The organism is Embleya sp. NPDC059213 (assembly GCF_042754445.1).
Classification (GTDB): domain Bacteria; phylum Actinomycetota; class Actinomycetes; order Streptomycetales; family Streptomycetaceae; genus Embleya.
Genome location: NZ_JBHZAV010000028.1, coordinates 47,851 through 73,083 on the forward strand (window position 1 = coordinate 47,851; position 25,233 = coordinate 73,083).

At 70.9% G+C, this 25,233-nt stretch carries 19 protein-coding genes and 2 pseudogenes; 4 read left to right on the forward strand and 17 right to left on the reverse strand.

The window, feature by feature from the left end; genetic code table 11:
- Positions 1-13 precede the first annotated feature (13 nt).
- The 3 genes from ACFXMF_RS13800 to ACFXMF_RS13810 are packed head-to-tail and all read right to left on the reverse strand — an operon-like array spanning position 14 to position 5,893.
- A complete protein-coding gene (locus ACFXMF_RS13800; RefSeq protein ID WP_380017686.1) occupies positions 14-2,695 on the reverse strand; it encodes a dynamin family protein in 2,682 nt (893 codons plus the stop codon).
- A gap of 43 nt (positions 2,696-2,738) precedes the next feature.
- Positions 2,739-3,869 carry a hypothetical protein gene (locus ACFXMF_RS13805; RefSeq protein WP_379990762.1) on the reverse strand — a complete coding sequence of 377 codons (1,131 nt, stop codon included), beginning with the start codon at positions 3,867-3,869 and terminating at the stop codon, positions 2,739-2,741.
- Positions 3,866-5,893: a dynamin family protein gene (locus ACFXMF_RS13810; RefSeq protein WP_360304592.1), complete on the reverse strand. Its 2,028-nt coding sequence runs from the start codon at positions 5,891-5,893 to the stop codon at positions 3,866-3,868. The genes ACFXMF_RS13805 and ACFXMF_RS13810 overlap by 4 nt, the downstream gene beginning before the upstream one ends.
- 225 nt (positions 5,894-6,118) lie before the next feature.
- Here ACFXMF_RS13810 and ACFXMF_RS13815 point away from each other — a divergent pair, with 225 nt between their 5' ends.
- The gene (locus ACFXMF_RS13815; RefSeq protein ID WP_379990761.1) at positions 6,119-7,012 is read left to right on the forward strand and encodes a phenylalanine 4-monooxygenase; all 894 of its coding nucleotides are present in this window, start codon (positions 6,119-6,121) and stop codon (positions 7,010-7,012) included.
- Positions 7,013-7,106: 94 nt separating this feature from the next.
- Here ACFXMF_RS13815 and ACFXMF_RS13820 read toward each other — a convergent pair whose 3' ends face one another.
- The 9 genes from ACFXMF_RS13820 to ACFXMF_RS13860 all read right to left on the reverse strand — a co-directional run bounded on the left by ACFXMF_RS13820 (position 7,107) and on the right by ACFXMF_RS13860 (position 17,952).
- Complete coding sequence (locus ACFXMF_RS13820; RefSeq protein WP_360304596.1) at positions 7,107-8,312, reverse strand: hypothetical protein; 1,206 nt, start codon at positions 8,310-8,312, stop codon at positions 7,107-7,109.
- Positions 8,313-8,384: 72 nt separating this feature from the next.
- A complete protein-coding gene (locus ACFXMF_RS13825; protein WP_379990759.1) occupies positions 8,385-10,700 on the reverse strand; it encodes an arylsulfatase in 2,316 nt (771 codons plus the stop codon).
- 11 nt (positions 10,701-10,711) lie between these two features.
- On the reverse strand, positions 10,712-12,532 hold the full coding sequence (locus ACFXMF_RS13830) for a dipeptide ABC transporter ATP-binding protein (RefSeq protein ID WP_379990758.1): 1,821 nt from the start codon (positions 12,530-12,532) through the stop codon (positions 10,712-10,714).
- A complete protein-coding gene (locus ACFXMF_RS13835; protein WP_360304602.1) occupies positions 12,529-13,398 on the reverse strand; it encodes an ABC transporter permease in 870 nt (289 codons plus the stop codon). The genes ACFXMF_RS13830 and ACFXMF_RS13835 overlap by 4 nt, the downstream gene beginning before the upstream one ends.
- On the reverse strand, positions 13,395-14,339 hold the full coding sequence (locus tag ACFXMF_RS13840; RefSeq protein ID WP_379990757.1) for an ABC transporter permease: 945 nt from the start codon (positions 14,337-14,339) through the stop codon (positions 13,395-13,397). Before ACFXMF_RS13840 ends, ACFXMF_RS13835 begins: the two co-directional genes overlap by 4 nt.
- A 1-nt stretch (position 14,340) precedes the next feature.
- Positions 14,341-15,927, reverse strand: a complete 1,587-nt coding sequence (locus ACFXMF_RS13845; RefSeq protein WP_379990756.1) for an ABC transporter substrate-binding protein — start codon at positions 15,925-15,927, stop codon at positions 14,341-14,343.
- Between the two features lie 260 nt (positions 15,928-16,187).
- The gene (locus tag ACFXMF_RS13850; protein WP_360304608.1) at positions 16,188-16,280 is read right to left on the reverse strand and encodes a putative leader peptide; all 93 of its coding nucleotides are present in this window, start codon (positions 16,278-16,280) and stop codon (positions 16,188-16,190) included.
- A gap of 56 nt (positions 16,281-16,336) precedes the next feature.
- Complete coding sequence (locus tag ACFXMF_RS13855) at positions 16,337-17,167, reverse strand: DUF3097 domain-containing protein (RefSeq protein ID WP_379990755.1); 831 nt, start codon at positions 17,165-17,167, stop codon at positions 16,337-16,339.
- 29 nt (positions 17,168-17,196) lie between these two features.
- Positions 17,197-17,952 carry an MBL fold metallo-hydrolase gene (locus ACFXMF_RS13860; protein WP_360304612.1) on the reverse strand — a complete coding sequence of 252 codons (756 nt, stop codon included), beginning with the start codon at positions 17,950-17,952 and terminating at the stop codon, positions 17,197-17,199.
- Between the two features lie 150 nt (positions 17,953-18,102).
- Between ACFXMF_RS13860 and hrcA the strand changes: the two are divergent.
- Positions 18,103-19,083: pseudogene (hrcA, locus tag ACFXMF_RS13865) on the forward strand (heat-inducible transcriptional repressor HrcA); the annotation flags it as partial.
- On the opposite strand, the pseudogene thpD reads toward hrcA, so the two are convergent.
- From thpD to ectA, 4 genes and pseudogenes are all read right to left on the reverse strand, one after another.
- A pseudogene (gene thpD / locus ACFXMF_RS13870) lies at positions 19,006-19,857 on the reverse strand (ectoine hydroxylase); the annotation flags it as partial. The pseudogenes hrcA and thpD sit on opposite strands and share 78 nt — an antisense overlap.
- Positions 19,854-20,252 carry an ectoine synthase gene (locus tag ACFXMF_RS13875; RefSeq protein WP_360323961.1) on the reverse strand — a complete coding sequence of 133 codons (399 nt, stop codon included), beginning with the start codon at positions 20,250-20,252 and terminating at the stop codon, positions 19,854-19,856. The gene ACFXMF_RS13875 and the pseudogene thpD, both read right to left, overlap by 4 nt.
- Positions 20,253-20,292: 40 nt before the next feature.
- On the reverse strand, positions 20,293-21,546 hold the full coding sequence (ectB, locus tag ACFXMF_RS13880; RefSeq protein ID WP_360323963.1) for a diaminobutyrate--2-oxoglutarate transaminase: 1,254 nt from the start codon (positions 21,544-21,546) through the stop codon (positions 20,293-20,295).
- Between the two features lie 87 nt (positions 21,547-21,633).
- Complete coding sequence (gene ectA, locus ACFXMF_RS13885; protein ID WP_380020637.1) at positions 21,634-22,113, reverse strand: diaminobutyrate acetyltransferase; 480 nt, start codon at positions 22,111-22,113, stop codon at positions 21,634-21,636.
- A 720-nt stretch (positions 22,114-22,833) separates the two neighbouring features.
- On the opposite strand from ectA, the gene ACFXMF_RS13890 reads away from it, so the two are divergent.
- Positions 22,834-23,490 carry an endonuclease gene (locus ACFXMF_RS13890; RefSeq protein ID WP_379991668.1) on the forward strand — a complete coding sequence of 219 codons (657 nt, stop codon included), beginning with the start codon at positions 22,834-22,836 and terminating at the stop codon, positions 23,488-23,490.
- 31 nt (positions 23,491-23,521) lie between these two features.
- Here the strand turns inward: ACFXMF_RS13890 and ACFXMF_RS13895 are convergent, their stop codons facing one another.
- Positions 23,522-23,839: a hypothetical protein gene (locus ACFXMF_RS13895; RefSeq protein WP_360323969.1), complete on the reverse strand. Its 318-nt coding sequence runs from the start codon at positions 23,837-23,839 to the stop codon at positions 23,522-23,524.
- Between the two features lie 242 nt (positions 23,840-24,081).
- Here ACFXMF_RS13895 and ACFXMF_RS13900 point away from each other — a divergent pair, with 242 nt between their 5' ends.
- Entirely contained in the window at positions 24,082-25,056 is a 975-nt protein-coding gene (locus ACFXMF_RS13900; protein WP_379991667.1) for an alpha/beta hydrolase, read from the forward strand.
- Positions 25,057-25,233: the final 177 nt, after the last annotated feature.

Here is a 25,233-nt window from a genome sequence, read left to right on the forward strand (position 1 = left end):
TCCTCGACGGCTGTCAGCCCCTGGCACCCAGCATGGTGTTGAGCTGCACCCCGAGCTGCTCGCTGCGCGAGATGAGATCCTGCCATGCGGGTCCATCGGTGCCGACCTTGGCCAGCGCGGTCTGTCGATCGGTGCGCCACGCCTTCTGGCCGCGCACCGCCTCGTCCATCACGCCGGCGTAGAGCGTGTGCAGGCGCTTGGAGACCTCCTCGGAGAAGCCGCCGAGCACCTCCTCGACCGTCGGCTCCAGGGCCTTCATCGCCTGGGCGCGCTGACCCTCGGTCAACGACGTCGACTTGACCTCGCCGAGCACCATGCCGCCGGCAGAGGCGGCCATGCTCGCCCCCATCGGCAGCGCGGAGACGCCGCCGGTGAGCGGGATCAACAGCGCGCCGAGCACGGCCAGGCCGGTCGGGCCGATCCGCCAGGCGAGCTTGCGGCTCTTGAGGTCCTTGAGGCCGAGCGACTCCGCCTCGCCGAGTTCGAACTCGGTGGACAACTGCTCGACCTTCTCCAGCCGGTAGCCGCTGCCGCGGCCGAAGTGCACCTTCATCTTGGCGTCCAGCCATTGCACGTCGGCCTGCACGCTGGAATGCAACTGGGCCTCGAACTTCTTGGCCATCGCCGTGAGTTCGCGGCGCAGTCGGAACGGCAGGTCGCGCTCCCACCAGGTCCGCGGGTCGGGCGCGCGCTCCATTTCGTAGCGCAGCGTGTCCAACAGGTCGCCGCGCGAGAGCTGGAGGTGCTCGCGGAACTTCTCCGCGGTCTGGGTGCGTCGCTGCTGGAGCTCGACCCGGACCTTGCCCCACTCGGCGGACATCCGGTCGATCTCCACCTCGGACTGCTCGACGGCGCGCCGCCGTTCGGCCGCGCCCAGCTCGACCGCGGCCAGGCCGTCCCGGCCCACCCGGGCCATCTCGTCGAGCAGCGCGAGCAGTTGGCCCGCGGTCTGCCGCGAGCGCATGCTGCGCCGGCCGCCGGAGGTGGTGTACTCGGTGATCCGCGCCAACACGCCGGTCACCGGCGAGACATCCTCGCGATGCGGGCCGGCGAGCACCTGCAGCGTCGGTGCGATGCGGCGCACCCGGCCGCCCAGGTAGTCGACGATGTCCTCGCGCTCGTCCTCGTCGACGGTGTCCAGCTTGGACACCACCACGGTGATCCGCGGCACGTGCCGGGCGATCACCTCCTCCTCCAGGAACGCGGTCTCGGACAGGCCGAGCGGCGCGCTCGCGGAGACCACCATCAGCACCGCGTCGCTGGCCGCGACGGTGCGCCGGACCAGGTCCTCGGTCCGGCGGTCCTCCTCCTCGGCGTCGGTGCCCTTGCCGCGCCCGGCGTTGACACCGGGGGTGTCCACCAACTCGACGTCCAGCTTGGCCAGCTCGGGGTCGGCGACGAGCACCCGAACGCCGACCAGTCGGACCTGATCCGGGTCCTCCCGCTCACTCAGCCGGTGCACCTCGTCCCACGACGCGGACACCGCCGGCCTGGGTTCGGCCCGCCCGTCGGCGAACTGCAACTCCAGGCGCGGCTCCGGCCCGGCGGCGATCACCAGCGGGACCGGGGTGTGCCGGCCCTCGGGCAACACGGGGGCGCCGAGCAGCCGGTTGATCAGCGAGGACTTGCCGCGGCCGAATTCGCCGACCACCGCGATCCGCAGCCCGGGCCGGCGCATGCGGGCCCGCAACCGGTCCAGTTCGGCGGCGATGGCGTCCAGGCCGAAGTCGCCGGCGATCGCCTGGGCGTCGTTGATCCGACGGCCGAGCGTGGTCGCCGACGGGGCCTGCTTGACCAGGCTGGTCACCGAGCCGGCGGGCACCTCGCCGGCCGGTGCGGGCCTGTGCGCAGCCGGCGCCCCGGGCGCGACCCGCGCGACCCGCGCGACCCGCGCGGCAGGCGGCGGGACCGCGCCCGCCGACCCGCCTGCGCCCGCCGACCCGCCCGCGCCGGACGGGCCGCCCGCGAGGCGACCCGCCCAGCCCGGGTTCGGCCCCGGAACAGCCGAAGCGTCGCCCGCCGGGCGCGGACCCGGAGCCGGGGCCTGCCTCCGGTCCGCCGTCTGCCCCGACGGGCCGGGTCGGCCGGAGGGCGAGTCGCCCGAGTCGCGACGCGCCGCCGCCTCACGCGGCGCACCGGCCCGCAACCACGAGGTCGTGCTCGGCACGAGTCGGTGGTACGCGGCCACCGCCCCCTCGGGCATCACCCGCGCGTACAGCCCGGCGAGGATCCGCGGGCCGCCCTTGGCGTCCGCTTCGGGGTCGGCCAGGAAGCGGCCGAGCGACTGGAAGAAGCGAGCCCGCTCGGCCAGCGCCTCCGGCTGCATCGACAACGACCAGGCGGCCTCGTCCGCGATCGTGCTCTCGATCGACTTGGCGACCTCGGGCAACTCGGTCAGCTTCACGTGCCGGAGCACGTCCTCGGACGGCCAGGCCCACTGGACCGCGCCCCACACCGGGCGGATCGGCAGTTCGCGGCGCCCCGGGGTGGCCTTGCCGACCCCGATCAGGCTCCACAACGTCCACCCGTTCGCGGTTCGCTCGGGCACCGGCGGCAGCGCCACCGATTCCATGGTGACCCAGCCGCGCAGCTCGTCGCTGCGGTGGATCCCGCTCAACAGGCCCGCGACGCCCGGGCGTCGGCGCGGCTGTACCTGTGCGGCCTGGCGCAGCACGTGTTCACGATCGAACGACATGTGTTGTCCCTACTCCCATCGAATCCGTTGTGATGTCGAACGATCAGGCGTGCGTCGGGTGGGCGACGATCATCGTGGTGTCCCGGTCCTGCCACGCGTTGACGAAGTCCGCGAGCGGAATCGGCTCGGTCTGGCCGAACGGCGCACCGGGGTCGTTGAGCAGGACGTAGACCGAGCCGTCGGGCTGGGTGTCGATGCCGGTGACCCACACGGCGTGTCCCATCGTGGGGTCCTGCTCCATCGGCGCACCGGTGGCCGGGTCCTGCATCGGGGACCAGATCTCCTGAGCGTCCAGGGCGACGATGACCTGATCGCCCTTCTCCAACGCGTCGAGCATCTGCTGCATGTCGGCGCCCGGCACCATGTCGGTGTCCACGCCGTGCATTTCGAGCAGCTTGCCGATGTCGTCGGTTCTGGTGCCGTTCTCCGGGTCGTAGATGCCGGCCTGCTGGGCCTCGGTCATCAGCGCGTTCTCGTCCAACGGCAGGCCGGTGAGCTTCTCCAGGATCATCCCCTGGGAGACCACCGCGCAGCTCGTCGGGCTGACCTGCTGCTGCCAGTACTGCGCGTCGCCGACCGGGTCGCCGAAGCCGTCGAACTCGGCCGGCGTCCAGTTGTTCGGCGCGTGGTACGTCCAGTTGCCCGAACCGTCGTCGACGGCGCCCCACGCGGCGGGGACACCGGGCTCGCTGTTGCCCGTGCCCGGGTAGCTCGCCGGGTCGGCGTACGGGTCGCCGCCCTGCGGGTCGGCGTACGGGTCGCTGCCGTACGGGTCGCCGTAGGGGTCCGCGTACGGGTCGCCGTAGGGATCGGCGTACGGGTCCGAGCCGTACGGGTCGTTCGCGAGCTGGTCGTCGCGCCACTGCTGACTGGGCGTGGCGGCCGGGTCGCCTCCGTCGTTGGGGTCGAACATGTGCGGGTCGTACATGTCGATCTTGCCGTCGCCGTCGCTGTCCGCGTGGAACGGGTCGTAGTTCGGGTCGTGCAGCGGATCGAAGTTCGGGTCCGTGTACGGCAGAGTGGAGTTGGGATAGGCGCCGTTGCTCTCGCCGCCCGCGTCGGTCTCCCACAGTGGTGCCGCCCCGACAGTGCCCCCGTCGGCGGTGTCCAGTGTGTCGATGGTGTCGTCGGAGACCATCGCGAACAGGTCGTCGTCGTGCGTGTAGTCGCTCATCTGCCGAATTCCCCCCGGCGTGTGAGGCGCTCGCGTTGGTTGTTCACCGTGTCGCGGCGCCGTTCCGTCTGCCTGTCCGCGTCCTGCAACAGGCTTCTGCGAGCCGCGAGAATATCCTCACGGCGGTGATGCTCGGTCACCAGTTCGGCGACCGTCGCCTCGTACCTGGCCCGGTAGCGGTCCACGTGTTGTGAGACGTCCAGCGAATAGTGCGTGGTGGCCGTGCCGACGGCTTCGTCGATCTGTCGGGACAAACCGTCGGCGACGGTTCGCAGTGTCTGATGCATTTCGACGCGTGCGCGGTTCCGCAGGGCCGTCATGTCGGTGGATGAGAGTGAATCCGCCACTTTGGCCATGAATCCGCCGAAGCCGGCTCGGCCGGACGGTGCTCCCGGCTCGCCGTGGCGGGCGCCGCCGAACCACTGGTCCAGCGCGCCGCCGATCCGGGCGCCGGGGGTGCGCGGCCCGGCCGGATCGAGTCGCACGGCGCGGATCTGCTGGGTGACCCCGGTGACCGAGTCCTGATATGTACGCATCGCCGCGTCCGCGAGCTGATGCCCGGTCAGCACGGTGACCCGGTCCGGGCCGGCCGGGCGGTGGATCGCGCCGAGCTTGCGATACGCCGCCTCGAACGCGGTGTCGGCGGCGGCCCGGGCGCTCTCGGCGGCGGTGGCCAGCGCGCCGGTGACGGCCTGCTGCACGATGTCGCCGATCCGGGGCAGGCCCTGGCGGATCAGTTCGGGCGCGCGGACCGCGATCACCGCGCGCAGTTCGTCCGGGGTCTCCGCGCCGTCCAACGTGTGGTCGATCTCGGCCTGGGTGTAGCGCCACCACTGCGGGGCCATGCCGCCGACCGCCTGCTGCGCGCGCTGGGCGCCGGCGCCGAGCAGGCGTGCGGTCTCGCCGTGTTGGGCCCGGACGAAGGCGGCCATGTCGGCGATCCGGGCGCCCGCGAGCTCGGCCTCCTCGGCGTCCAGCCGCTGCTGGGCCAGGGTCACCTCGCGGCGCAGTTCCTCGAGCAGGTCCTCCAGGAGCCGGAGCAGGTGGTCGGATACCGCGACGATGCGCTGACGCTGCATCAGGTCCCGGAGTCGGGTCAGCGTGCGCGGGAACTCCTCGGCCCAGTAGGCCTGTTCCGGTCCGCGCAACGGTCGTCCGGAGGCGAGCCGGACCACCGGCTCGGCGGCCACCGGCTCGATCACCGGATCGGCCACGCCCAGCATCCGGGCGAACCGCTGCCGGACGTGGGCGAGCAGATCCTCCCGCTCGTCCTCGTCGATGTGGTCCATCTTGGTGACCAGGACGATGCAACGGCGCAGTTGCCCGGGGTCGAGCGCGTCGGTCAGGAACTCGGCCAGCGACACCGGCGAGGGCGACGTGGACGCGGTGAGCACCGCCGCGACGTCGGCGATGTCGCGCATCACCGTGCGGGTGATCTCGGTGTGTCCGACCCGGGCGTTGGTGCCGGGAGTGTCGATGATCACCAGCCCGTCGCGCAGTGCCTCGGCGGGGTGGCGCACCTCCAGGCTTTGCACGTGCGGCGCGATGGTGTCGTCGGCGGTGAGCAGCCGCAGGACGCCGGCCGTGTCGTCGGGCACGGCCACGTGCGGGGCCAACTGGGCGAGCATCCCGCCGAGCGGACTGGCCGCGCCGGTGTAGCGCCCGGAGGGGTAGACGTAGCGGTATCCGTCGCCGTTGAAGCGCACCTCGACGGCGAACTCGTCACCGTAGGTGATCCTGGTCGCCGCGCCCGTGGTCGGCAGCGCCGAGGTGGGCAGCAGGTCCTCGGCCAGCAGTGCGTTGATGAACGTGCTCTTGCCGGCCGAGAACTCGCCGATCACGGCGAGGTAGTACCGATCGTCGCGCAGTCGCGTCTCGATCTCGCGAATGCGTTCGGTCAACTGGGTCAGTCGCTCCTGGTCGCCGACGATGCGGCGCACCATGGCGAGTGCGAAGTCGAGATGGTCGGAGGTCTCGGTGAGCGCCTCGACCACATCGCGTCGCTTCGAACGATCCCCGGCCATGCCGCGAGAATCCACCACCGCGCCCCCTCCCGACGGTGCCCTCCCCGATGTACGGGCGATCCTGCCACGCGGGCCCGAATCCCGTCTCGATGCAGGCATAGCCGATCCACGCGACCGCCCCCACCGGACCGATTGGTCCGAAAAGTAGGCATTCGTCGCATACTGGTGCTGTATGGGTACCTCGGCTCGTCCGGCGAGCCGATGGCGATGCGATCAGGAGACGCCATGTTCGAGGAGGCCCAATATCTGGCCCCGGTCACCCGCAGGGCCGACGGCGGAGTCCAGGTCGAGCTGTCCCGCAGCCACCCGGGGTTCGCGGACGCGGTGTATCGCGAGCGGCGCAACCGCATCGCGGAGCTGGCCCTGAAGCACCACCGCGGCGACCCGATCCCGGAGGTCGAGTACACCGAGGAGGAGCACGAGGTCTGGCGCCTGGTCTCGCGCGAGTTGTCGATCGCGCACGCGGAGTACGCGGTCGCGGACTATCTGGAGGGTGCCGCGCGGCTGAAACTGCCGACCGACCGGATCCCCCAGTTGGAGGAGGTCGGCGGCGCGTTGCAACCGCTCACCGGGTTCCGTTACCTGCCGGCGGCCGGCCTGGTCCCGCTGCGCGACTTCTACGGATCACTGGCCGACTCGTACTTCCACTCGACGCAGTACATCCGCCACCACAGCGTGCCGCTCTACACGCCCGAGCCGGACGTCGTGCACGAGGTGATCGGGCACGCGAACATGCTCGCCTCGGACCGGTTCGCCGCGCTGTACCGGGTGGCCGGCGAGGCGGCCCGCCGGGTGGAGAGCCGCGAGGCGCTGGAATTCGTTTCCAAGGTCTTCTGGTTCACCCTGGAATTCGGCGTCATGCACGAGGCGGACGTGCTCAAGGCGTACGGCGCGGGGATCATGTCGTCCTACGGCGAGATCCGCGAGTTCCGCACCGTCGACATCCGCGACCTCGACCTGGTGTCGATGGGCACGATGCAGTACGACATCACCCACTACCAGGACATCCTGTACGCGGCCCGCTCGATGACCCAGTTGGAAGACGTCGTCGGGGCCTTCTGGGCCGACTGCACCGACGAGTCGATCGCCGCACTGTGCGCCGCGGCGAAGACCCCGTAGCCCTTCGTTCACCCGTGCGGGTGATCGGGCAGCACGTTGCCCGGTCGTCCGCACGGGCGGCTTCGCGGCCGGTCGGGCCGCCCGCGAGGACCCGCTAGACCCGGCGTACGAAGACCCGGCCGAAGTCGCCGCCCGTGGCCAGGAGGGTGCCGTCGGCGGAGAAGGCGAGGCGGCGTACTCGTTGGTCGTCGTGGCCGGGCAGGGCCCGCCCGTCGGCCTCGCGCAGTTCCGCGTCGTACACGTGCAGCGTGCCGGTGCGACGGCCGCCGACCGCGAGTCGCTTGCCGTTCGGTGAGTAGGCCCACGCGTAGCACGTGTTCCAACCGTTCGGGTGGTGCGGGTCGGTGAAGTGCCAGGCCGGCTCGCCGGTGTCGATCGAGATGGCGAACGGCCCGTGCACCCGGCCCCGGTTCACCAGGAGCAGGGTCTCGCTCGGATCGAAGCCGAGGTCGCCGATCTCCCACGCGAGCGGCACCCGGGCCGCCAGGCGAGCGGTCGCCACGTCCCACACCTCGACCTCGTTGGTCGAGTCCTGCATCGCGTCCCGGTGCCCGTAGACCAACCCACGACTGACCCGCCACACCGCCAGCAGCCGGCCCGACGCGGACAGCGCGGCGGCCCGGCACTCGGTGGTCGACGAGTCGGTCGAGACCTCGCACACCTGCGCACCGGCCGCGTCCAGGACCCGCACCCGGTCGCCGGAGTCGAAGACCACGAGTCGTTCACGGGCCGCGTCCCAGGACGGCTGCACGGTGTACGGGTTGAACAGGGCGTCCTCGAACTGCCGGTAACCGGCGAGCTGTTCCTCGCGCAGGGTGACCAGGTCGAGCCGACGCGTGAACCCGCCGACGGTGTAGACCACCGCCGATCCGGTCGCGTCGAACAACACGCTGCGGATGCCGGTCGGCCGCTCGTCCGTCGGTACCGCGTGCACCGTGCGCCGGATCCCGGTGGCCACGTCCACCAGGCGGATCGCGCCGTCGTAGGCGATCAGCACCGTGTGCCCGTCCGGATGCAGGTCCAGCGCCCGCGACGCGGTCTTGCCCGGCGGCATGAACTCCAACACCACCGGATCCTCCGGCCCGCCCAGCCGGACGAACCCGGCCCGCAGCGCCTTGCCCACCTCCCGACGCAGCGTCACCACCGCGGCGGCCGGATCGGCGAACTCCTTGCGGGTCTGCCGAGCCGCCCCCTCCCCGGACCACGCGGCCCGGACGAACTCGGCGCCGTCCACGGCGAAGGATCGATACTTGGGCCCGGCCGAGTCCGGCAGTACGAGCGTGACCTGTTCCTGTCGCATCGGAGCACGTTAGGGCACGCGGGAGACACGGTGACCGCCCGGTCGCCGAGCGGTCACCGTGTCGGACCGGGGCTATTCGAACGTGGCCGCCGCCTCGCGCAGCGCGCGAACGACCGTCTCCGGGTCGTAGGGGGCCGGTGGCCCCGGGGTGTAGGTGACCGCGGTCAGGTCGCCCGTATAGCGGAACGAGCGACGGCGCTCCCACAGCGGCCAGGACACCGGCGACTTGCGATCCACGCCGACGCTGATCCCCTGGAGCGGCGCCATCCCGATCAGGATGTGCACACCCTCCAGCCAGGCCACGTCCTCGCCGTCCACCGCGACCGTGAAGTCCCAGCGAAAGTGCGGCCGCGCGTGTGCCCGGAGCACCACCACCCGGGTGCCCGGCGCCAGTTCGCCCGCGTCCACCTCGTGCAGTTCGCCGTACTCGTTGTAGGCGAAGAACAGCCGGCCGTCCTCGACATAGACGCTGTACCCACCGCCCTGATCGCCGTGCGAGACCAGCACGCCCTGATCGGCGGCCCCGTGCCCGCCCAGTTCGATGGACACCTCGAAGTCCCGGAAGGTGATCAGCTTCGCCGAGCGATAACGCTCCAGCTCCGGCGTGCCCGCGAGCAACCGCACCGGCCGGCGCAGCCGCTCCTCGGCCGGCCCACGCAGCGCGAGCCCCCCGCCGTCGGCCAGCGGGAACACCCCGTTGCGCCACGCGGCAGCCTCCCACGCGGCGGCCAACTCCCGGACCACCTCCGGATGTCGGTCCGCCAGATCGTCGATCTCGGTCGGATCCGCGGTGATGTCGTACAGCGCCCATTCCTCGTCGTCGTACGCGTCGCCCGCCCGGTGGTGCGTCACCAACTTGTAGGGGTGGCGGTAGTAGCTGCGATTGCCGACCATCTCGCTGTACTGCTCGCCATGCCGCGACTCGGCGGCCGGATCCGCGAGCACGTTCGTGAACGAGGTCCCGTCCAACTCCTGCGTCGGCGCGCCCGATCGTTCCGGCGGAACCGGCACACCGGCCAGGTCGAGCAGCGTGGGCAGCACGTCGGTGACGTACTGGTACTGCGGCCGCACCCCGCGTTCGCGCAACCCGGCCGGCCAGGAGATCACGAACGGCACCCGCACCCCGCCCGCGTAGGTCTGGCCCTTGTACAGCCGAAACGGCGTGTTCGAGGCCATGCCCCAGCCGCGCGGATAGTGGATCAGGCTGCGCGGCCCGCCGATCAGGTCCGGGTCCAGCTCGATGTCGCCGCGCCAGTCGGCGGGCTTGGCCGGGTGCTGATTGAACCGCTTGAAGTAGGCCCGGGTGCCCTCGGCGCCGCCCTCGCCCGTGCCGCCGTTGTCCGAGGTGAACACGATGACGGTGTTGTCCAACTCGCCGAGCGCCGCCAGGGTGTCCACCAGTCGGCCCAGGTTGTGGTCGATGTTCGCGACCATGCCCGCGTAGACCTCCATGTACCGCGCGTACAACTCCCGGGTCCGCGGCTCCAGGTCGGCCCACGCGCCCACCTCCTGCCCGGCCTCGAAGTTGCGCCGGGGCAGCCGGGTGCCCGGGTCGAACAGCCCGGCCGCCCGCTGCCGGTCGAAGCGCTCCTCGCGCAACACGTCCCAGCCCCGGTCGTAGCGGCCCCGCTGCGCCGCGATGTCCGCCGCCTTCGCCTGCAACGGGCCGTGCACCGCGTTGTGCGCGACATAGAGGAAGAACGGCTTGTCGTGGTCGTGCGCGCGCAGGCCCTTGATCATCGCGATCGCCTGATCGGTGATGTCGTCCGTGTAGTAGTAGTCCTCGGGCAGCTCGTCGATGTCCAACGGCGAGTTGTCCCGAACCAGTTGGTGCGGATGGAACAGGCTGGTCAGGCCCTCCAGGACGCCGTAGTACCGGTCGAAGCCCTTCTGGAGCGGCCAGTTGCCGCGATGGTCGGCCGTATTGGACGCCGAATCGCGCACCAGATGCCACTTGCCGACCGCGAAGGTCGCGTAGCCCGCGTCGTGCAGGGTCTGCGGCAGGGTCGGGATGTCGTCCGAGATCTCCATGCCGTAGCCCGGGAAGCCGGGATCGGCGTTGGCCACCATCGCGTAGCCGACCCGGTGCGGATTCAGGCCGGTGAGCAGCGCCGCCCGGGCGGGGGAGCACAGCGGCATCGTGTGATAGTTCGTCAGCCGCAGGCCCCGCTCGGCGAGTCGGTCCAGAGTGGGAGTGGGGATCTCCGAGCCGAACGGGCCGATGTCGCTGTAGCCCATGTCGTCGATCAGCACCACGACCACGTTCGGCGCGCCCGGACGGGCCGCACGCGGTTGTGGCCAGGCCGGCTCGGACGTGGCGAAGGTGCGGCCGACCCGGCCCGGGAAGCCCTGGTACGGATCCCGGTGTCGTTCGTCGGGAATGGGCACGTGACGCTCCTTCAGACTGCCTCGGCCGCACGCACGGCGACCGGAACGGGGGAGGGGACGGCGGCCAACAGGGCCTTCGTATAGGGGTCCTGCGGATGCGCGACCAGATCGTCGGCCGGGCCGGTCTCCACCACACGGCCCTCGCGCAGCACCACGATCCGGTGGCTGATCGAGCGCACCACCGCGAGGTCGTGCGCGATGAACAGCAACGCCAGACCCAGTTCGGCCTGGAGCTCGGCGAGCAGGTTGACCACCTGGGCCTGCACCGAGACGTCCAGGGCGGACACCGCCTCGTCGCAGATCAGCACCGAGGGCGCGGGTGCCAACGCCCGGGCGATGCCGATGCGTTGCCGCTGCCCGCCGGAGAAGTCGCGGGGCAGGCGGGAGGCCGCGGCCGGATCCAGACCGACCCGTTCGAGCAACTCCAGGACCCGTGCCCGGCGTTCCAGCGGCGTGCCGATGCGCTGGGCGTGCAGCGGGTCGGCGACGATGTCGCCGACCGTCATCCGCGGGTTGAGCGAGGCAAACGGGTCCTGGAAGACCATCTGCACCTCGCGGGCGAGCCGACCCTTGCCGGCCACCCGGATCACCCCGCGATCGGGCTTGTGGATGCCGACGATCGCCCGGGCCAGGGTGGACTTGCCGGAACCGGACTCGCCGACGACGCCGAGCGTCTCGCCCGGATACAGCACCAGGTCCACGTCCGTCAGCGCGGCCACCGCCGGCCGCCTTCGGGAGCGGAACGACTTGGATACGCCGCGTACTTCGAGCACCGGCGAGGTCGCCGGTGCGTTGCGCCGGATCGGCCCGGGCTCGTGGGCGGGTGCCTCGGTCGGCGGCACCCAGCACGCGCTGCGCACGTCGTCGGTGACCGGGACCAGGTCCGGTTGTTCGGTTCGGCACCGGTCGATCACCGCGGCGCACCGGTCCGCGAACGCGCAGCCGAGCACCGGCAGCGCCAGGTCCGGCGGGGTCCCGGGGATCCCGGCGAGTCGGGTGCCGGCGGGGGTGTCCAGGCGCGGCACCGCCCGCAACAGTCCGGCGGTATAGGGGTGTCGAGGTGCGGTGAGCACCTCGGCGACCGGACCCTGCTCGATCACCCGACCGCCGTACATCACCGCGACCCGGTCGCAGCGTTCGGCGACCACCCCCATGTTGTGCGTGATCAGCAGTACGGCGGTGCCCAGTTCGCGGCGCAGCGTGTCCAGCAACTCCAGGATCTGCGCCTGCACGGTCGGATCCAGCGCGGTGGTCGGCTCGTCGGCGATCAGCACGTCGGGCCGGTTGGCCAGGGCCAGTGCGATCATCACCCGCTGCCGCATGCCGCCGGAGAACTGGTGCGGGTAGCCGGACACCCGGGCGCCCGGGATGCCGACCAGCTCCGCCAGCTCGACCGCACGGGCCTCGCGGGCCCGTCGGTCGCCGAACCCGTGGGCGCGCAGTGCCTCGTGCAACTGTCGGCGCACCGTCAGCAGCGGATTCAGCGACGTCATCGGGTCCTGGAAGACCATGCCGATGCGCCGCCCGCGCACCCCGACCAGTGCCGCCTCGGACGCCGTGACCAGGTCGGTGTCGCCGTCCAGCAGCACCGAGCCGCCCACGATCCGGCCCGCGGGCGGCAACATCCGGGCCAACGCGAGCGCGGTCGTCGACTTGCCCGAGCCGGACTCGCCGACGACGCCCAACATTTCGCCGACGGCCAACTCCAGGTCCACGCCGCGTACCGCGTGCACCGGGCCGCGCTCGGAGTCGAAGACGACCCGGAGGTCGTGCGCGGCCAACAGCGGGGTGCCGGCCCGGATTTGTGCGGGCTTGTCGATCGTGACGGTCATCGCCGGACCCCCTTGTTGAGTGCTTCCGCGATCAGGTTCAGGCCCAGCACGAACGCGCTGATGGCGACGAGCGGGCCGATGGCGTAGCTCGGGTGGTCCTGGAGGTGCATCACCGAGCCACTGACGATCGAGCCGAGCGAGGGCTCGGGCGGACGCACGCCGATGCCGATGAAGCTCATCGCGCCCTCGACGATCACCGCGATCGACAACGACACGGCGATCTGTACGACCAGGGGATCGGCCGCGTTCGGCAGGATGTGCCGGACCAGCAGCCGGACCCGACCGGCGCCGCCGACCCGGGCCGCCAACGCGTATTCGCGCTCGCGGTGGGACAGGATCGCGCCGCGCAACATGCGGCCGAACGCGGGCGCCTCGACCACCGCGATCACCACGATCACCGTGCTCTTGCCGGCACCGAGCACGGCGGTCACGGTCAGGCCCAGGATCAGCCCGGGAAACGCGAGCACCAGGTCGAACGCGCGCTGCACGACCACGTCCGCCCACCGCGACGTCACCGACACCAGCGCGAGCAGGCAGCCCGTGAGCGCGCCCAGTGGTACCGCGCTCACCACCACGATCAGGTCGGTGCGGATCCCGAACAGCACCCGCGACCACAGGTCGCGGCCGATCTCGTCGGTGCCCAGCGGATGCTCCCCGCTCGGCCCCAGCAGCGCGTCCGCGGTCTGGAAGGTGGGTGCGTACCGGGTCAACAGCGGTGCGGCCAAGCCGAGCAGGACCACCAGGGCGACCACGGTCAGCCCGGCGATCCCGCGCGGTGTGCGCAAGCCCCGTATATAGGGGTTGCGCGCCCGCTTCGTGGGCGCGATCGGTGCCGGGGTCTCGTCGACGATCACTGCGGCGCTCATCCCAGCCTCACCCTCGGGTCGAGTAGTGCGTAGGCGATGTCGGTCAGCAACTGCACGAGCACGTACACCCCCACGAGCAGCAACAACAGCGTCTGGACCACCGGGTAGTCGCGCCGGGCCACGCCCTGTTCGGCGAGCTGACCCAGTCCGGGCCAGGCGAACAGCGCCTCCACCACGACCGCACCGCCCAGCAGCGCGCCGACCTGCATGCCGAGCACGGTCAACACCGGGGGCAATGCGTTCGGCAGCGCGTGCCGCCACAGGATCCGCCGGGGCGAGACGCCCAGCGAGCGGGCGGTGCGCACGTAGTCCTCGCCGAGCGCCTGGCGCACGCCGTCCCCGAGGTAGCGGGCGAGCACCGCCGAGCCGGGCAACGCCAGGCACAACGCGGGCAATACCAGGTACTGCAACCCGATCACCGGGTCGGCCACGATCGACTCGTGTCCACCCGGCGGCAACAACCGCCAGGTCACCGCGAACAGCAGCACCAGCAACACCCCGGTGACGAACACCGGCACGGTCAGCGAGACCGAGTCGACCGCGCTCAGCAGCGCGCGCGGGACACGGCCGCGGGCGGTGGCGCCGAGCACGCCGAGGACCGGGCCGAGCACCAGCATCAGCACCAGGGCGCCCAGCGCGAGCGCGAGCGTGTTGCCGAACCGGGCCCCGATCAGGTCGGTGATCCGCCCGCCGATCAGGTACGACCGGCCCGGGTCACCGGTGAGCAGGTCGCCGATCCAGGAGAAGTACTGGGCCGGGAAAGGCCGGTCGAGGCCGAGGTCGGCGCGGATCGCGGCGACCGTTTCGGGAGAGGGATCGGAGCCCGCGAGCGTGGTCGCCGGATCGCCCGGGATCAGCCGCAGGATGGCGAAGATCGCGAACGAGGCGAGCACCAGCACGAGCAGGGCCGAGGGCAGTCGGCGCAGGAGGTAGCCGCTCATCTCAGCCCGCCAGGTACGCGTCGTCGAGCACGGTCGCGTTGTAGCGGTTCTGTCGCACGTCGCGCAGCTTCGCGGTGGCCGGCTGCACATTGGTCAGCACCGCGAGGTCGATGATGAACTGCCGGTCCAGCAGCGCCCGACTCAGTTCGGCGTAGGCGACCCTGGCCGCCGCCGAGCGCGCGTCGGTCTGGTTCCAGGCGCGTTGCACGATCTCGGTGTACGCGGGGTCGACGAACTTCGAGGTGTTCCTGGCCTCGTTGAACGGATACGCGCTGACCGCGAGCGTGGCGGGCTGGTTGGACGCGAAGCCGTGCGTGCCGGTCCACAGGGCCGGCATCGTCTGCGCGATCAACCGGGCCTGGAACTTGGCCGGATCCAGCGGTTCGAGGGTGGTCTGGACACCGACCCGGGCCAGATCGAACTGCACCATCTGGGCCACCGCCGGAGCCGTGCTCAAGAACGCCATCGGCAGGTCGAGGCCGCCGCCGTGGCCCGCCTCGGCCAACAGCGCCTTGGCCCGGGCCGGGTCGTGCGGGTAACGATTCGCGTCCGCGTCGGTGTATACCGGCGAGGACTTGGGCCACGGCGCGGCCGAGGCGAGCCCGTAGCCGCCCAGCGCCTGCTTGACGATCCGGTCCCGGTCGACCGCGAAGGACAGTGCCTGGCGCACCCGCTGGTCGTCCAGCGGGGCGACCGAGGTGTTCACCCCGAGGTAGATGTTGCCCGAACCCTGGTCGTATTCGCGCAGATCGAGCGCCTTGTCGTCGCGCAACGGCACGATGTCGCGCCCACCGAGGCCGGCGGCCAGATGGCTCTGGCCGCTGCGCAGCGAGGCGATCAGCGCGTCCGGCTGCGGGACCACCCGGATCTCCACCGCGTCCAGGTAGGGCCGCTCGGGCACCCAATACCTCGGATTGCGGTCCAGCACCAGCGAGGTGCCCGGAGTCCAGGTCTTCCACACGAAGGGGCCGGTGCCGACCACGTTCCGGCCCAGCACCGCGTCCTCGACCGACTCCTTGGCGGAGATCACCATGAACTCGAACAGGTCGAAGATGTTGGCCACGGGATGGGCCAGCCGCAGCGTGATGCGATGCGGCGAGGCGATGTCGAAGCCGGTGACCGCCAGCGCGGTGGCCCGCAACTGGGCGCTGCGCTGCGGGTTCTGCAGGTTCTGCACCGCGAACACCACGTCCTCGGCGGTGAACGGGCGCCCGTTGTGGAAGACGACGTCCTCGCGCAGGGTCAGCGTGATCGCCTTGCCGTCCGGCGCGATCTGCCATCCGGTGGCCAGTTCGGGTTGTGGATCGAGCCCGCCGGGCGCGTAGTGGGTCAGGGTGTTGAAGACCAGCCGATGAATGCTGAACATCGGGCCCTGGGTGAACAACAGGGCCGGGGTCAGATCGGCGAGGGTGGCCACTCTGAGTGTGCCGCCGCGCCTGGGTCTGCCCGCCGCCCCGGCCGACGCGGTCTTGTCCCGGTCCACCGCCGAGCGGCAGCCGGCGAGGCCCAGCAGGGCGGCGCCCGTACCGATTCCCTGGACGAGCCGGCGACGGCTCAACATGTCGACGAAGGTGGGTGAAACAGACATTCTGACTCCTGGAAGGCAGGTTTGCGCGCACGCCGAATCGCGGCCGGTTCGCACGCGAACGGCATCGGGGCGTGGCGAGGGAGACCGTCGGCGGACCCGGGCAGGGGTCGGCCGCACGCGGTCGGATGCGACGCACGGTCGGGGGAGAGCCGGGAAAAGTGCCCGCGCGGTGCCGAGCGGGATCAGGCGCGCGTGGGCGCGCCGATCGTGGGGGTCACGCGCGGTTCGGGGGTGGTCCTACCGGGAGTGTGGAACTCCGGTCAGCGGACGGGCCGGACGGCACAGATCGCGCTGGCCTGTCGACGAAGGTCGACATGGCGGCGCGTCACGAGGCCGACGTCACGGTGGTTCACGAAATGGAGAGTTGCAGCCGGCTGCTGCGGTGGTCAACGAACAATCCGCCCGCGTCTCACATCTCGGACGGTGCTGTCACGAAATCGATCAATTCCTCCACCTTTCCCAGCAGCGCCGGCTCCAGGTCGCGGTACGAATCCACCGCCGCGAGGATCCGACGCCAGGCCCGCGGCGGGTCCACCGGCCAGCCGAGCGCCGTGCAGACCCCTTCCTTCCAGGGCACTTCGCGCGGTACGTCCGGCCAGGCCGCGATGCCCACCGACGCCGGCCGGACCGCCTGCCACACGTCGATATAGGGGTGTCCCACCACGAGCACCTGATCGCCGGTCACCCGCGCGGCGATCCGGCTCTCCTTCGAACCGGGCACCAGGTGGTCCACCAACACGCCCAGCCGCCGACCCGGGCCCGGCGCGAACTCGCGCACCACCGCCGGGAGATCGTCGATGCCTTCCAGATACTCCACGACCACGCCCTCGATCCGCAGGTCGTCGCCCCACACCCGCTCGACCAACTCGGCGTCGTGCCGACCCTCCACATAGATCCGACCGGCCCGCGCCACCCTGGCCCGAGCGCCACGCACCGCCACCGAACCGGACGCGGTCCGCCCGGGGGTGCGCGCCGGGCCCGGCGCCCGCGGGCGGACCAGGGTGACCACCTCGCCGTCGATCAGGAAGGCGCGCGGATCCAGCGGGAAGACCCGGAGCCGGCCGTGCCGATCCTCCAGCGTGACGGTGAACCCCTCGGGCGTCTTCTCCACCCGGACCACCGCGCCGCAAAAGCCGGTCGAGGCCTCCTCCACCACCAGATTGCGTTCGGCCTCGACCTCGGGGACGGGCTTGTCCTTCTTCCATCCCGGGATCAGCGACTCGGGTCCATAGCTGCGCATGGCAGTGACGCTAGTGGGGTGACGGTACGTCAGTCCGGTACGACGCGCCCGGCGGCGACCTCGGCCAGCCAACGGTTCTGCCGAACCACGAACTCCTCGTCCACCACCGCACCGTGTCCGGGCAGCCAGACACTCGCGTCCAGCGCACGCACCCGGGCCAGCGAATCGCTCCACTCGGCGGCGAACGCGTCCGAGCCGAACAGCGGCGGCCCGCTCTCCTCCACCATGTCGCCGGCGATCAGCACCCCGCAGTCGGGCACGTGGACGACCACATCGTGGTCGGTGTGTCCACGGCCCGGCGCGTACAAGACCACCTCGCGCCCGCCCAGGTCCACCGTGACCGGCTGCTCCCGGGCCACCAGGCGGGTCGGCGGCACGATCCGCGCGGCATTCATCAGGCCAGGGTCGAAGCCGTACGAGATGCCGCTCGCGCGACCGGCGTCGCCGCGCCGCTCCAGATACTCCGGCAGCTCCGCGTGGCCCCAGATCTCGGCGTCCGGGAAGGTCCGCAGCACCTCGTCGTTGCCGAAGCAGTGATCGAAGTGACCGTGTGTGTTCACCACCGCGACCACCCGGTCGGGCAGCCCGTGCGTGGGCAGCTCCCGGGCGAGTGAGGCCAACAGCTCTGCCGCCTCGCGGTCGTGCGATCCGGTGTCCACGAGCAGGATCCCGTCCCGGCCCGTGACGACCGCCACATTCAGTTCCAGGCCGGGCAGCCGGCGGCGCAGGACGCCCGGTGCGATCGGCTCCCAGGTGGCGTGTTTCGGCTGTTCGGCGCGTAGCATGCGTCAACCTTGGCACGGACGCAGGGGTACGGTCCGGATCGGGTGACCCGTACACTGGCACTCGGCGGGACGGAGTGCCAACCAGCACGACGAATCGCCGCAGACGGGACACGGCAACGGGTGGAAGAACCGGTCAGGGAGGTGCGCACCATGCTCGACGATCGTAAGCAGGACGTGCTGCGCGCCATCGTGCAGGACTATGTGGCGACCCAGGAACCGGTGGGTTCCAAGGCGCTCGCGGACCGACACAACCTCGGGGTCTCCCCGGCCACCATTCGCAACGACATGGCCGCGCTGGAGGAGGAGGGCTACATCACGCAGCCCCACACCAGCGCCGGTCGCGTGCCCACGGACAAGGGCTACCGGCTGTTCGTCGACCGCCTCGCGGGTGTCAAGCCGCTGTCGGGCGCCGAGCGTCGGGCGATCCAGACCTTTCTGGCCGGCGCGGTGGACCTGGACGACGTGGTGGGCCGGACGGTGCGGCTGCTGGCGCAGCTCACCCATCAGGTCGCCGTCGTGCAGTACCCCTCGCTGACCCGCTCGACGATCCGGCACGTCGAACTGCTCACCCTCGCGCCCACCCGGGTGATGCTCGTGCTGATCACCAGCACGGGTCGGGTCGAGCAGCGGGTGATGGACACACCGGGCCCGGTCGGCGAGAACCTGCTCGCCGACGTCCGGGCGCGGCTGAACAGCCGGATCACCGGCAAGCGGTTCGCCGATGTGCCGTTGCTGATCCAGGATCTCGCCGAGCCGTTCACCGCCGAGGAACGGCCGATCGTGGCGGGCATCCTGGCCACCCTGCTCGACACCCTGGTCGAGCACAAGGAAGAGAAGGTCGTCCTGGCCGGGACGGCCAACCTGACCCGTTTCGGCATGGACTTCCCGAACACGATCCGCCCGGTCCTCGAAGCACTGGAGGAACACGTCGTGCTGCTGCGCCTGTTGGGCGAGGCGACCGACCCGGGCATGGTCGTGCGGATCGGACACGAGAACAGCGATGAAGTCGGGTCGGGGCTCCGGGGCCGCGTATGGGTCGGTCAGGGCGTTGTGCACGCTGTTGTAGACGATGAACAGGTTGCTGCGCGGATACGGTGTGATGTTCTCCGCGGATCCGTGCATGCAGTTGCTGTCGAACACGGTCGCCGAACCGGCCGGCCCGGTGAGCACCGCGATGCCGTGTCGGTCCGCGAGTTCGGTCAGCGAGTCGGGGTCGGGCGTGCCGATCTCCTGGCGGCGCAGCGAGGTTCGATAGTGGCCGTGCGGGGTTTCGCCCGGACACGCGACGAACGTGTGATGCGAACCCGGCATGATCATCAACGCGCCGTTGTGTACGTGGTTCTCGGTCAGCGCGATCGAGATGCTCACCGCCCGCATCGCGGGCATGCCGTCCTCGGCGTGCCAGGTCTCGAAGTCGGAGTGCCAGTAGAAGCCGGAGCCGTCGAAGCCGGGCTTCAGGTTCGCGCGGCTCTGGTGGATGTACACGTCCGAGCCGAGGATCTGGCGGGCCCGGCCGACCAGCCGTGGATCGGCGACGAGTTCGCGCAGCAGCGGGCTGATCCGGTGGATCTCGAAGATCGACCGCACCGCCTCGGAATCGGGTTCGATGATCGTGCGCTCGTCCGCGCGGACCGCGGGGTCGTCGCACAACCGGGCCAACTCGGCGCGCAGCGAAGCGACTTCGCCGGCTTCGAGCAAGGGGTCGACGGTGACGAAGCCGTCCCGCCGGTAGTCGCGGAGTTCGTCCGGCGCCATCGGTCCCTCGGACGCGTCGGCCCACACCACCGGATCGCGGCGTTCCACGCGCAGCACGCCGGAGAGGTGGCGGGTGGGATAGGCGTCCACCGAACGGCGGTTGGCCGCACCGCCGTCCGCCGTACCGCGATCGATCGAGGGGATCGTCATGCGCCCGCCTCCTCGTGCAGCAGCGGGTACACCCCGTTTTCGTCGTGGGTCTCCCGCCCGGTGCACGGTGGGTTGAACACGCACACCATGCGGATGTCGGTCTTCGGCCGCATCGTGTGCCGCTCGTGACCGTCGAGCAGATAGGTCGTGCCCGGCGTGATCGTGTACGTCCGGCCGGTCTCCTCGTCGGTGAGTTCGCCCTCACCGTAGGTGCAGAAGACCGCCTCGATGTGATTGGCGTACCACATCGAGGTCTCGGTACCCGCGTACATGACCGTCTCGTGCAGGGAGAAGCCGACGCCCTCCCGGGCCAGGACGATGCGGCGACTGCGCCAGGTGTCGGCGACGATGTCGCGGTCGGTGCCGTCGAGTTCGTCCAGGGTGCGAACGATCATCGTGGTGGTCCTTCCGTTGTGGTCGGTGGCGTCCGGGAGTTCAGGCGGCGGCGCGGACGGCACGCACGGCGTCCGCCAGGATGCCCATGCCCTCGTCGAGTTCGTCCTCGGTCGTGGTCAGCGCCGGCATCAGCTTGACCACCTCCGACTCGAAACCGGAGGTCTCGACCAGCAGGCCGCCCTCGAAGGCCCGCGCACACACCGCTTCGGCCAGGGAGTTGTCGGCGAAGGTCAGACCCTGGATCAGGCCGCGGCCACGCCGGGAGGCGCCGAGCGCGGCGTGTTCGGTGACCATCTCGGCCAGGTGACGCTCGATCAGTTCGCCCTTGAGCGTGGTCTGCTTCTCCAGCGACCCGTCCGCCCACAGCTCCAGCGCGGCGGTGGCGGTGACGAAGGCCGGGTTGTTGCCGCGGAAGGTGCCGTTGTGCTCGCCGGGCTCCCAGACGTCCAGGTCGCGGCGGAAGAGGGTGAGCGCCATCGGCAGCCCGTAGCCGCCGATCGACTTCGACAGGCACACGATGTCCGGGGTGATGCCGGCCGGCTCGAAGCTGAAGAACGGACCGGTACGACCGCAGCCCATCTGCACGTCGTCGACGATCAACAGGATCTCGTGTCGCCGACACAGGTCGGCCAGTGCGCGCAGCCACTCGAACCGGGCGACATTGACGCCGCCCTCGCCCTGTACGGTCTCCACGATCACCGCGGCGGGCAGGTTCAGGCCGCTGCCGCCGTCGGTGAGCAGACGTTCCAACCAGATGAAGTCGGGCAACTGCCCGTCGAAGTAGTTGTCATACGGCATCGGCGTGGCGTGCACCAACGGAATACCCGCGCCGGCGCGCTTCTTCGCGTTGCCGGTGACCGCGAGCGCGCCCAGGGTCATGCCGTGGAACGCGTTGGTGAACCCGATCACCGCCTCGCGCCCGGTCACCTTGCGGGCCAGCTTGAGCGCGGCCTCCACGGTGTTGGCACCGGTGGGGCCGGGGAACTGCACCTTGTAGTCCAGGCCGCGCGGTTCGAGCACCACCTCCTCGAAGCGCTCCAGGAACGTGCGTTTGGCCGCCGTGGACATGTCCAGGCTGTGCGTGACCCCGTCGCTTTCCAGGTAGTCGAGCAACGCGCGCTTGAGCAGCGGGTGATTGTGGCCGTAGTTCAGCGCACCCGCTCCGGCGAAGAAGTCCAGGTAGGTACGCCCGTCCTCGTCGTACATCCGGCTGCCGCGTGCGTGGGTGAACACGGTGGGCCAGCTTCGGCAGTAGCTGCGGACCTCGGACTCGAGAGTTTCGAAAACAGTCATGCTTCTCCAGGGATCGGATGATCGAGGGCAGCGGCGAGCCACGTTCGACGGCGCCGCCCCCTCCGGTTCGGTTCGGGGCCGTCGGGCTCAGGCGGCTGCGGCGAACGGGCCTATCCGGAACAGGACTTCGTCGGCGTGCCCGTCCGGGAACAGGGCCGCGCGAAAGAGTTCGGTACGACTCACATGCGCCCCGTGTTCGCGGCCGAGCGCGGTGAACAGCGCGATCGACGCCGCGTTGTCCAGGGTGATCGTGGTCTCCATGCGGGTTTGCCCATGCGGGACGCGGCGCTCCATCAACGCGGTCAGCATCCGCGTGGCCAGCCCTCGTCCCCGGGCGGTTTCGGCCACCGCGACCTGCCACACCATCAGGGTGTCCGGCAGCCCGGGCCGGACGTAGCCGGTCACGAAGCCCAGGACGCCCGCGTCCTGGTCACGGGCGACGATCGAGGTCGCCGCGAAGTCCCGGCACCAGAGCAGGTAGCTGTACGAGGAGTTGAGATCCAGCGCCACGCTCTCGCGGGCCAGGTGCCACAGCGCCGCGCCATCGCGCAGCTCGGGTGGGCCCATCGAGACGACGGGACGGGCGGATTCCGTTTCGGCGAAAGATTTCGTTTCGGCGGACATGCCGATCGAACCTACCGACGTGCTCGTGGCGGACCGGAAGGGTGGACCTTCCCCACGCGAGCCGCTCTCCATAACCTTCGGGTGCGCGCGCGCACGTTCCTCGGCAGCCGATCGCCAAACCCCGTGTCGACACACACTCGACGCCGTCGGTCATCGGGCCGGAGAATCTTCGAAATCGATGCCACTGAGCAGGAGTTTCTTCGCCGAAAGTGACGAATGGCGAGAGTTTCTGCGCATGAAGCGGGGTGTCACTATTGGGCAACGCGGCGATAACGTGTCGTGACCATCGCAGAGAGCAAGAATCGTCGGCGATGGCGGTGGTGATTGTGAGCATGCTCATAATCTTGACTGCGACAACGACCGCGCCTCCGTGCAGTGCGCCCGAACTCGCTTTTCTGTCAACGCCGTTGCGGCCGCGGGCCGGGTAGGTCCAGGGGTCGGGGCCGGTCGGTGTCGGCTCGATTCCGCCCGCGAAGTCCGGAGATCGTCGGGACCGCGGGAGGTGATCGGCGCGTAGCCGCCCGTGTCGCCTCGGACGCCCGGCCCACCATCGACCTGTCACCGACCGTGATGGGTCCCGGGCCCTGCTGCTCGTGCCCATTGCCGATGGACGTGGGCGATTCGATCGGGTGCGGTGGGGTAGCCCGAGGTGGGAGGCACATCATGAGGACCACCCGCACCCGGGACGGACGGGTGGCGGCGCTGCTGTCCGAGGCGGGCACCACGTACGCCGAGGAAGCCGGCATCCGCGTCGCGGATAGGCCCGCGCCGCTGTGGCAGTTGTTGGTGCTGAGCAACCTGACGGCCACCCGGATCAAGGCGTCGATCGCCGTACACGCCGCGCGTGAACTGTTCGACGCGGGCGGCGGGACCCCGGCGGGCATGACCGAACTGACCTGGCAGCAGCGGGTGGACGCGCTCGGGCGGGCCCACTACGTACGCTACGACGAGGGCACCGCGACCCGGCTCGGCGCGTGCGCCGACCTCGTTCGCGAGCGCTACCGGGGCGACCTGCGCCGACTCGCCGGCGACGCGGACGGGCGGCGCGAGCGCGTCGAGGAACTGCTCCGGGCCTTCCCCGGCATCGGTCCGTCCGGTGCCCGCATCTTCTGCCGCGAGGCCCAGGGGATCTGGCCGTTCCTGCGGCCGCTCCTGGACCGGAAGGCGCTCGACGGCGCGGATCGGGTCGGCCTGCCGACGTCGCCCGAGGCCCTGGCCGCGCTGGTCGAGGAGGACGACCTGCCGCGTTTCGCGGCGGCGCTGGTGCGAGTGGCGCTGGACCGGGGTCTCGCGGACCGGGTGAGGGCCGCCGCGTCATGACGCCCGCCGGCGGTGGCCGCCGGCGCGCACGTCACTCGCTCGTGGGGTCGCCGGTGCCCTGGATGTCGACGCGGTCGGGGCGTCCGGCCCCGATGCGGATGCCGACCACCAGGAATCGGCCGTGTGTGCCGCTCGGGAGACACAACTTCCCCTGGCCGGCCAGGTAGATTTCGTGCAGGTCGGAGTGGGCCGTCGGGCTCTTCGGGCTCAGCGTCGCCGTCCAGCCGATCGGTGTCGTGTCCGGGCCCGGGTCGTACAGGCGTTCCTCGTCCGCGTCCACGATCGCGTGCACGCCGATCCGCCGGCCGCCCGGCAGGACCACGGTCGCCGATCCCTCGTGATCCTTCATGGCTGCCAGTCTGGTCCGTCGTCGTCGGTTCGGCACGCGGAAGAGGGCGTGTCGCGCTGCGAATTTGCGCGGATACCAAACGTGTTCGCCTTTCGTTGTTTTCCGATGATCCGATCGTGCGGCGTGCGGCACAACGTGGCCGGTCGACCACCCGACCGACCCCGCCGTCCCGCGACGGGCCGCGGCGAGGAGGTGGTTGACTGCTTCGCATGGACCTTGGGCGAGCTTCGAGGGCTCGGCGTGTGCCCCCATTCGATCCCGAACTGGGCGCGTTTCTGGCCGCCTTGGGAGAGGGCGCGCGGGAGCCGCTCACCCCGGCGAACCTGGCGCACCGGCAGGCCCGGGATGCCGAGACGCGGCCCAGGCCGACCCTTGCGGAGCTGCGGGCCGACGGTCGTTTCGAGGTGGACGAATCGCGGGTGCCGGGAGCGTCGGGCGGGCGGGACGTCACGCTCGTGTGCGCCCGCCCCGCCGGGGTGACCGGGCCGCTGCCGCTGCTGTACTACCTGCACGGCGGCGGGATGGTGATGGGCAACGCGTGGTCCGTGCTTCCGCAGGTGCTGCGTGAATGGGCGCTCCCGCTGGAGTTGGCGGTGGTCTCCGTCGAGTATCCGTTGGCGCCCGACGCGCGGTATCCCGAACCGCTGGAGGGCTGTTACGCCGGATTGCTCCGGGTGGTCGCGGACGCGGACGCACTGGGCATCGACGCGGACCGGATCATCGTCGGCGGCAAGAGCGCCGGCGGCGGACTCGCCGCGGCCCTCGCCCTGCTCACCCGCGACCGCGGCGGGCCCACACCGATCGGGCAACTGCTGCTGTGTCCGATGCTCGACGACCGCGACGACACCTTCTCCGGACGGCAGTTGGCCGGCGTCGACACGTGGGATCGCACCTCCAACACCACCGCGTGGCGGGCGGCCCTGGGCGACCGGTACGGCGCGGCGGATCTGCCGCCCTACGCGGCGCCCGCTCGCGCGAGGGACCTGGCCGAGTTGCCGGCGGCCTATCTCGAGGTCGGGTCGGCCGAGACCTTCCGGGACGAGGGCGTGGCGTACGCCAACGCGATCTGGCAGGCCGGCGGTCGAGCCGAACTGCACGTATGGCCCGGGGCGTTCCACGGCTTCGACACCCTCGCGCCACGGGCCGCGCTGAGCCGGGACGCCCGCGACGCGCGCCTGCGGTGGCTGCGACGCACGCTCACGCAGTCGCAGCCATAGCCACAGTCGTGGTCGCGAGCGCGGTCCGTCCGAGCGGTGGCCCGGCCCGGGGGGCTTCGCGGCTACGCCGCAGGTTGTTCCGGGGAGTCGCCGGTGGGCAGGCCGAGGAGGACGCGGATGCGGTAGGGGATGTCGCTGTCCGTGTCGTCGTCGAATGCCTCCATCGCACGGCTGAAC

Bases quoted from the DNA above. Each gene is read 5' to 3' on its own strand.
- ACFXMF_RS13830 (WP_379990758.1), bottom strand. From the start codon at position 12,532: ATGACCGTCACGATCGACAAGCCCGCACAAATCCGGGCCGGCACCCCG.
- ACFXMF_RS13840 (WP_379990757.1), bottom strand. From the start codon at position 14,339: ATGAGCGGCTACCTCCTGCGCCGACTGCCCTCGGCCCTGCTCGTGCTG.
- ACFXMF_RS13815 (WP_379990761.1), top strand. From the start codon at position 6,119: ATGTTCGAGGAGGCCCAATATCTGGCCCCGGTCACCCGCAGGGCCGAC.
- ACFXMF_RS13875 (WP_360323961.1), bottom strand. From the start codon at position 20,252: ATGATCGTTCGCACCCTGGACGAACTCGACGGCACCGACCGCGACATC.
- ACFXMF_RS13800 (WP_380017686.1), bottom strand. From the start codon at position 2,695: ATGTCGTTCGATCGTGAACACGTGCTGCGCCAGGCCGCACAGGTACAG.
- ACFXMF_RS13890 (WP_379991668.1), top strand. From the start codon at position 22,834: ATGAGGACCACCCGCACCCGGGACGGACGGGTGGCGGCGCTGCTGTCC.
- ACFXMF_RS13820 (WP_360304596.1), bottom strand. From the start codon at position 8,312: ATGCGACAGGAACAGGTCACGCTCGTACTGCCGGACTCGGCCGGGCCC.
- ACFXMF_RS13855 (WP_379990755.1), bottom strand. From the start codon at position 17,167: ATGCGCAGCTATGGACCCGAGTCGCTGATCCCGGGATGGAAGAAGGAC.
- ACFXMF_RS13810 (WP_360304592.1), bottom strand. From the start codon at position 5,893: ATGGCCGGGGATCGTTCGAAGCGACGCGATGTGGTCGAGGCGCTCACC.
- ACFXMF_RS13805 (WP_379990762.1), bottom strand. From the start codon at position 3,869: ATGAGCGACTACACGCACGACGACGACCTGTTCGCGATGGTCTCCGAC.
- ectB (WP_360323963.1), bottom strand. From the start codon at position 21,546: ATGACTGTTTTCGAAACTCTCGAGTCCGAGGTCCGCAGCTACTGCCGA.
- ACFXMF_RS13845 (WP_379990756.1), bottom strand. From the start codon at position 15,927: ATGTCTGTTTCACCCACCTTCGTCGACATGTTGAGCCGTCGCCGGCTC.
- ACFXMF_RS13895 (WP_360323969.1), bottom strand. From the start codon at position 23,839: ATGAAGGATCACGAGGGATCGGCGACCGTGGTCCTGCCGGGCGGCCGG.
- ACFXMF_RS13835 (WP_360304602.1), bottom strand. From the start codon at position 13,398: ATGAGCGCCGCAGTGATCGTCGACGAGACCCCGGCACCGATCGCGCCC.
- ACFXMF_RS13860 (WP_360304612.1), bottom strand. From the start codon at position 17,952: ATGCTACGCGCCGAACAGCCGAAACACGCCACCTGGGAGCCGATCGCA.
- ectA (WP_380020637.1), bottom strand. From the start codon at position 22,113: ATGGGCCCACCCGAGCTGCGCGATGGCGCGGCGCTGTGGCACCTGGCC.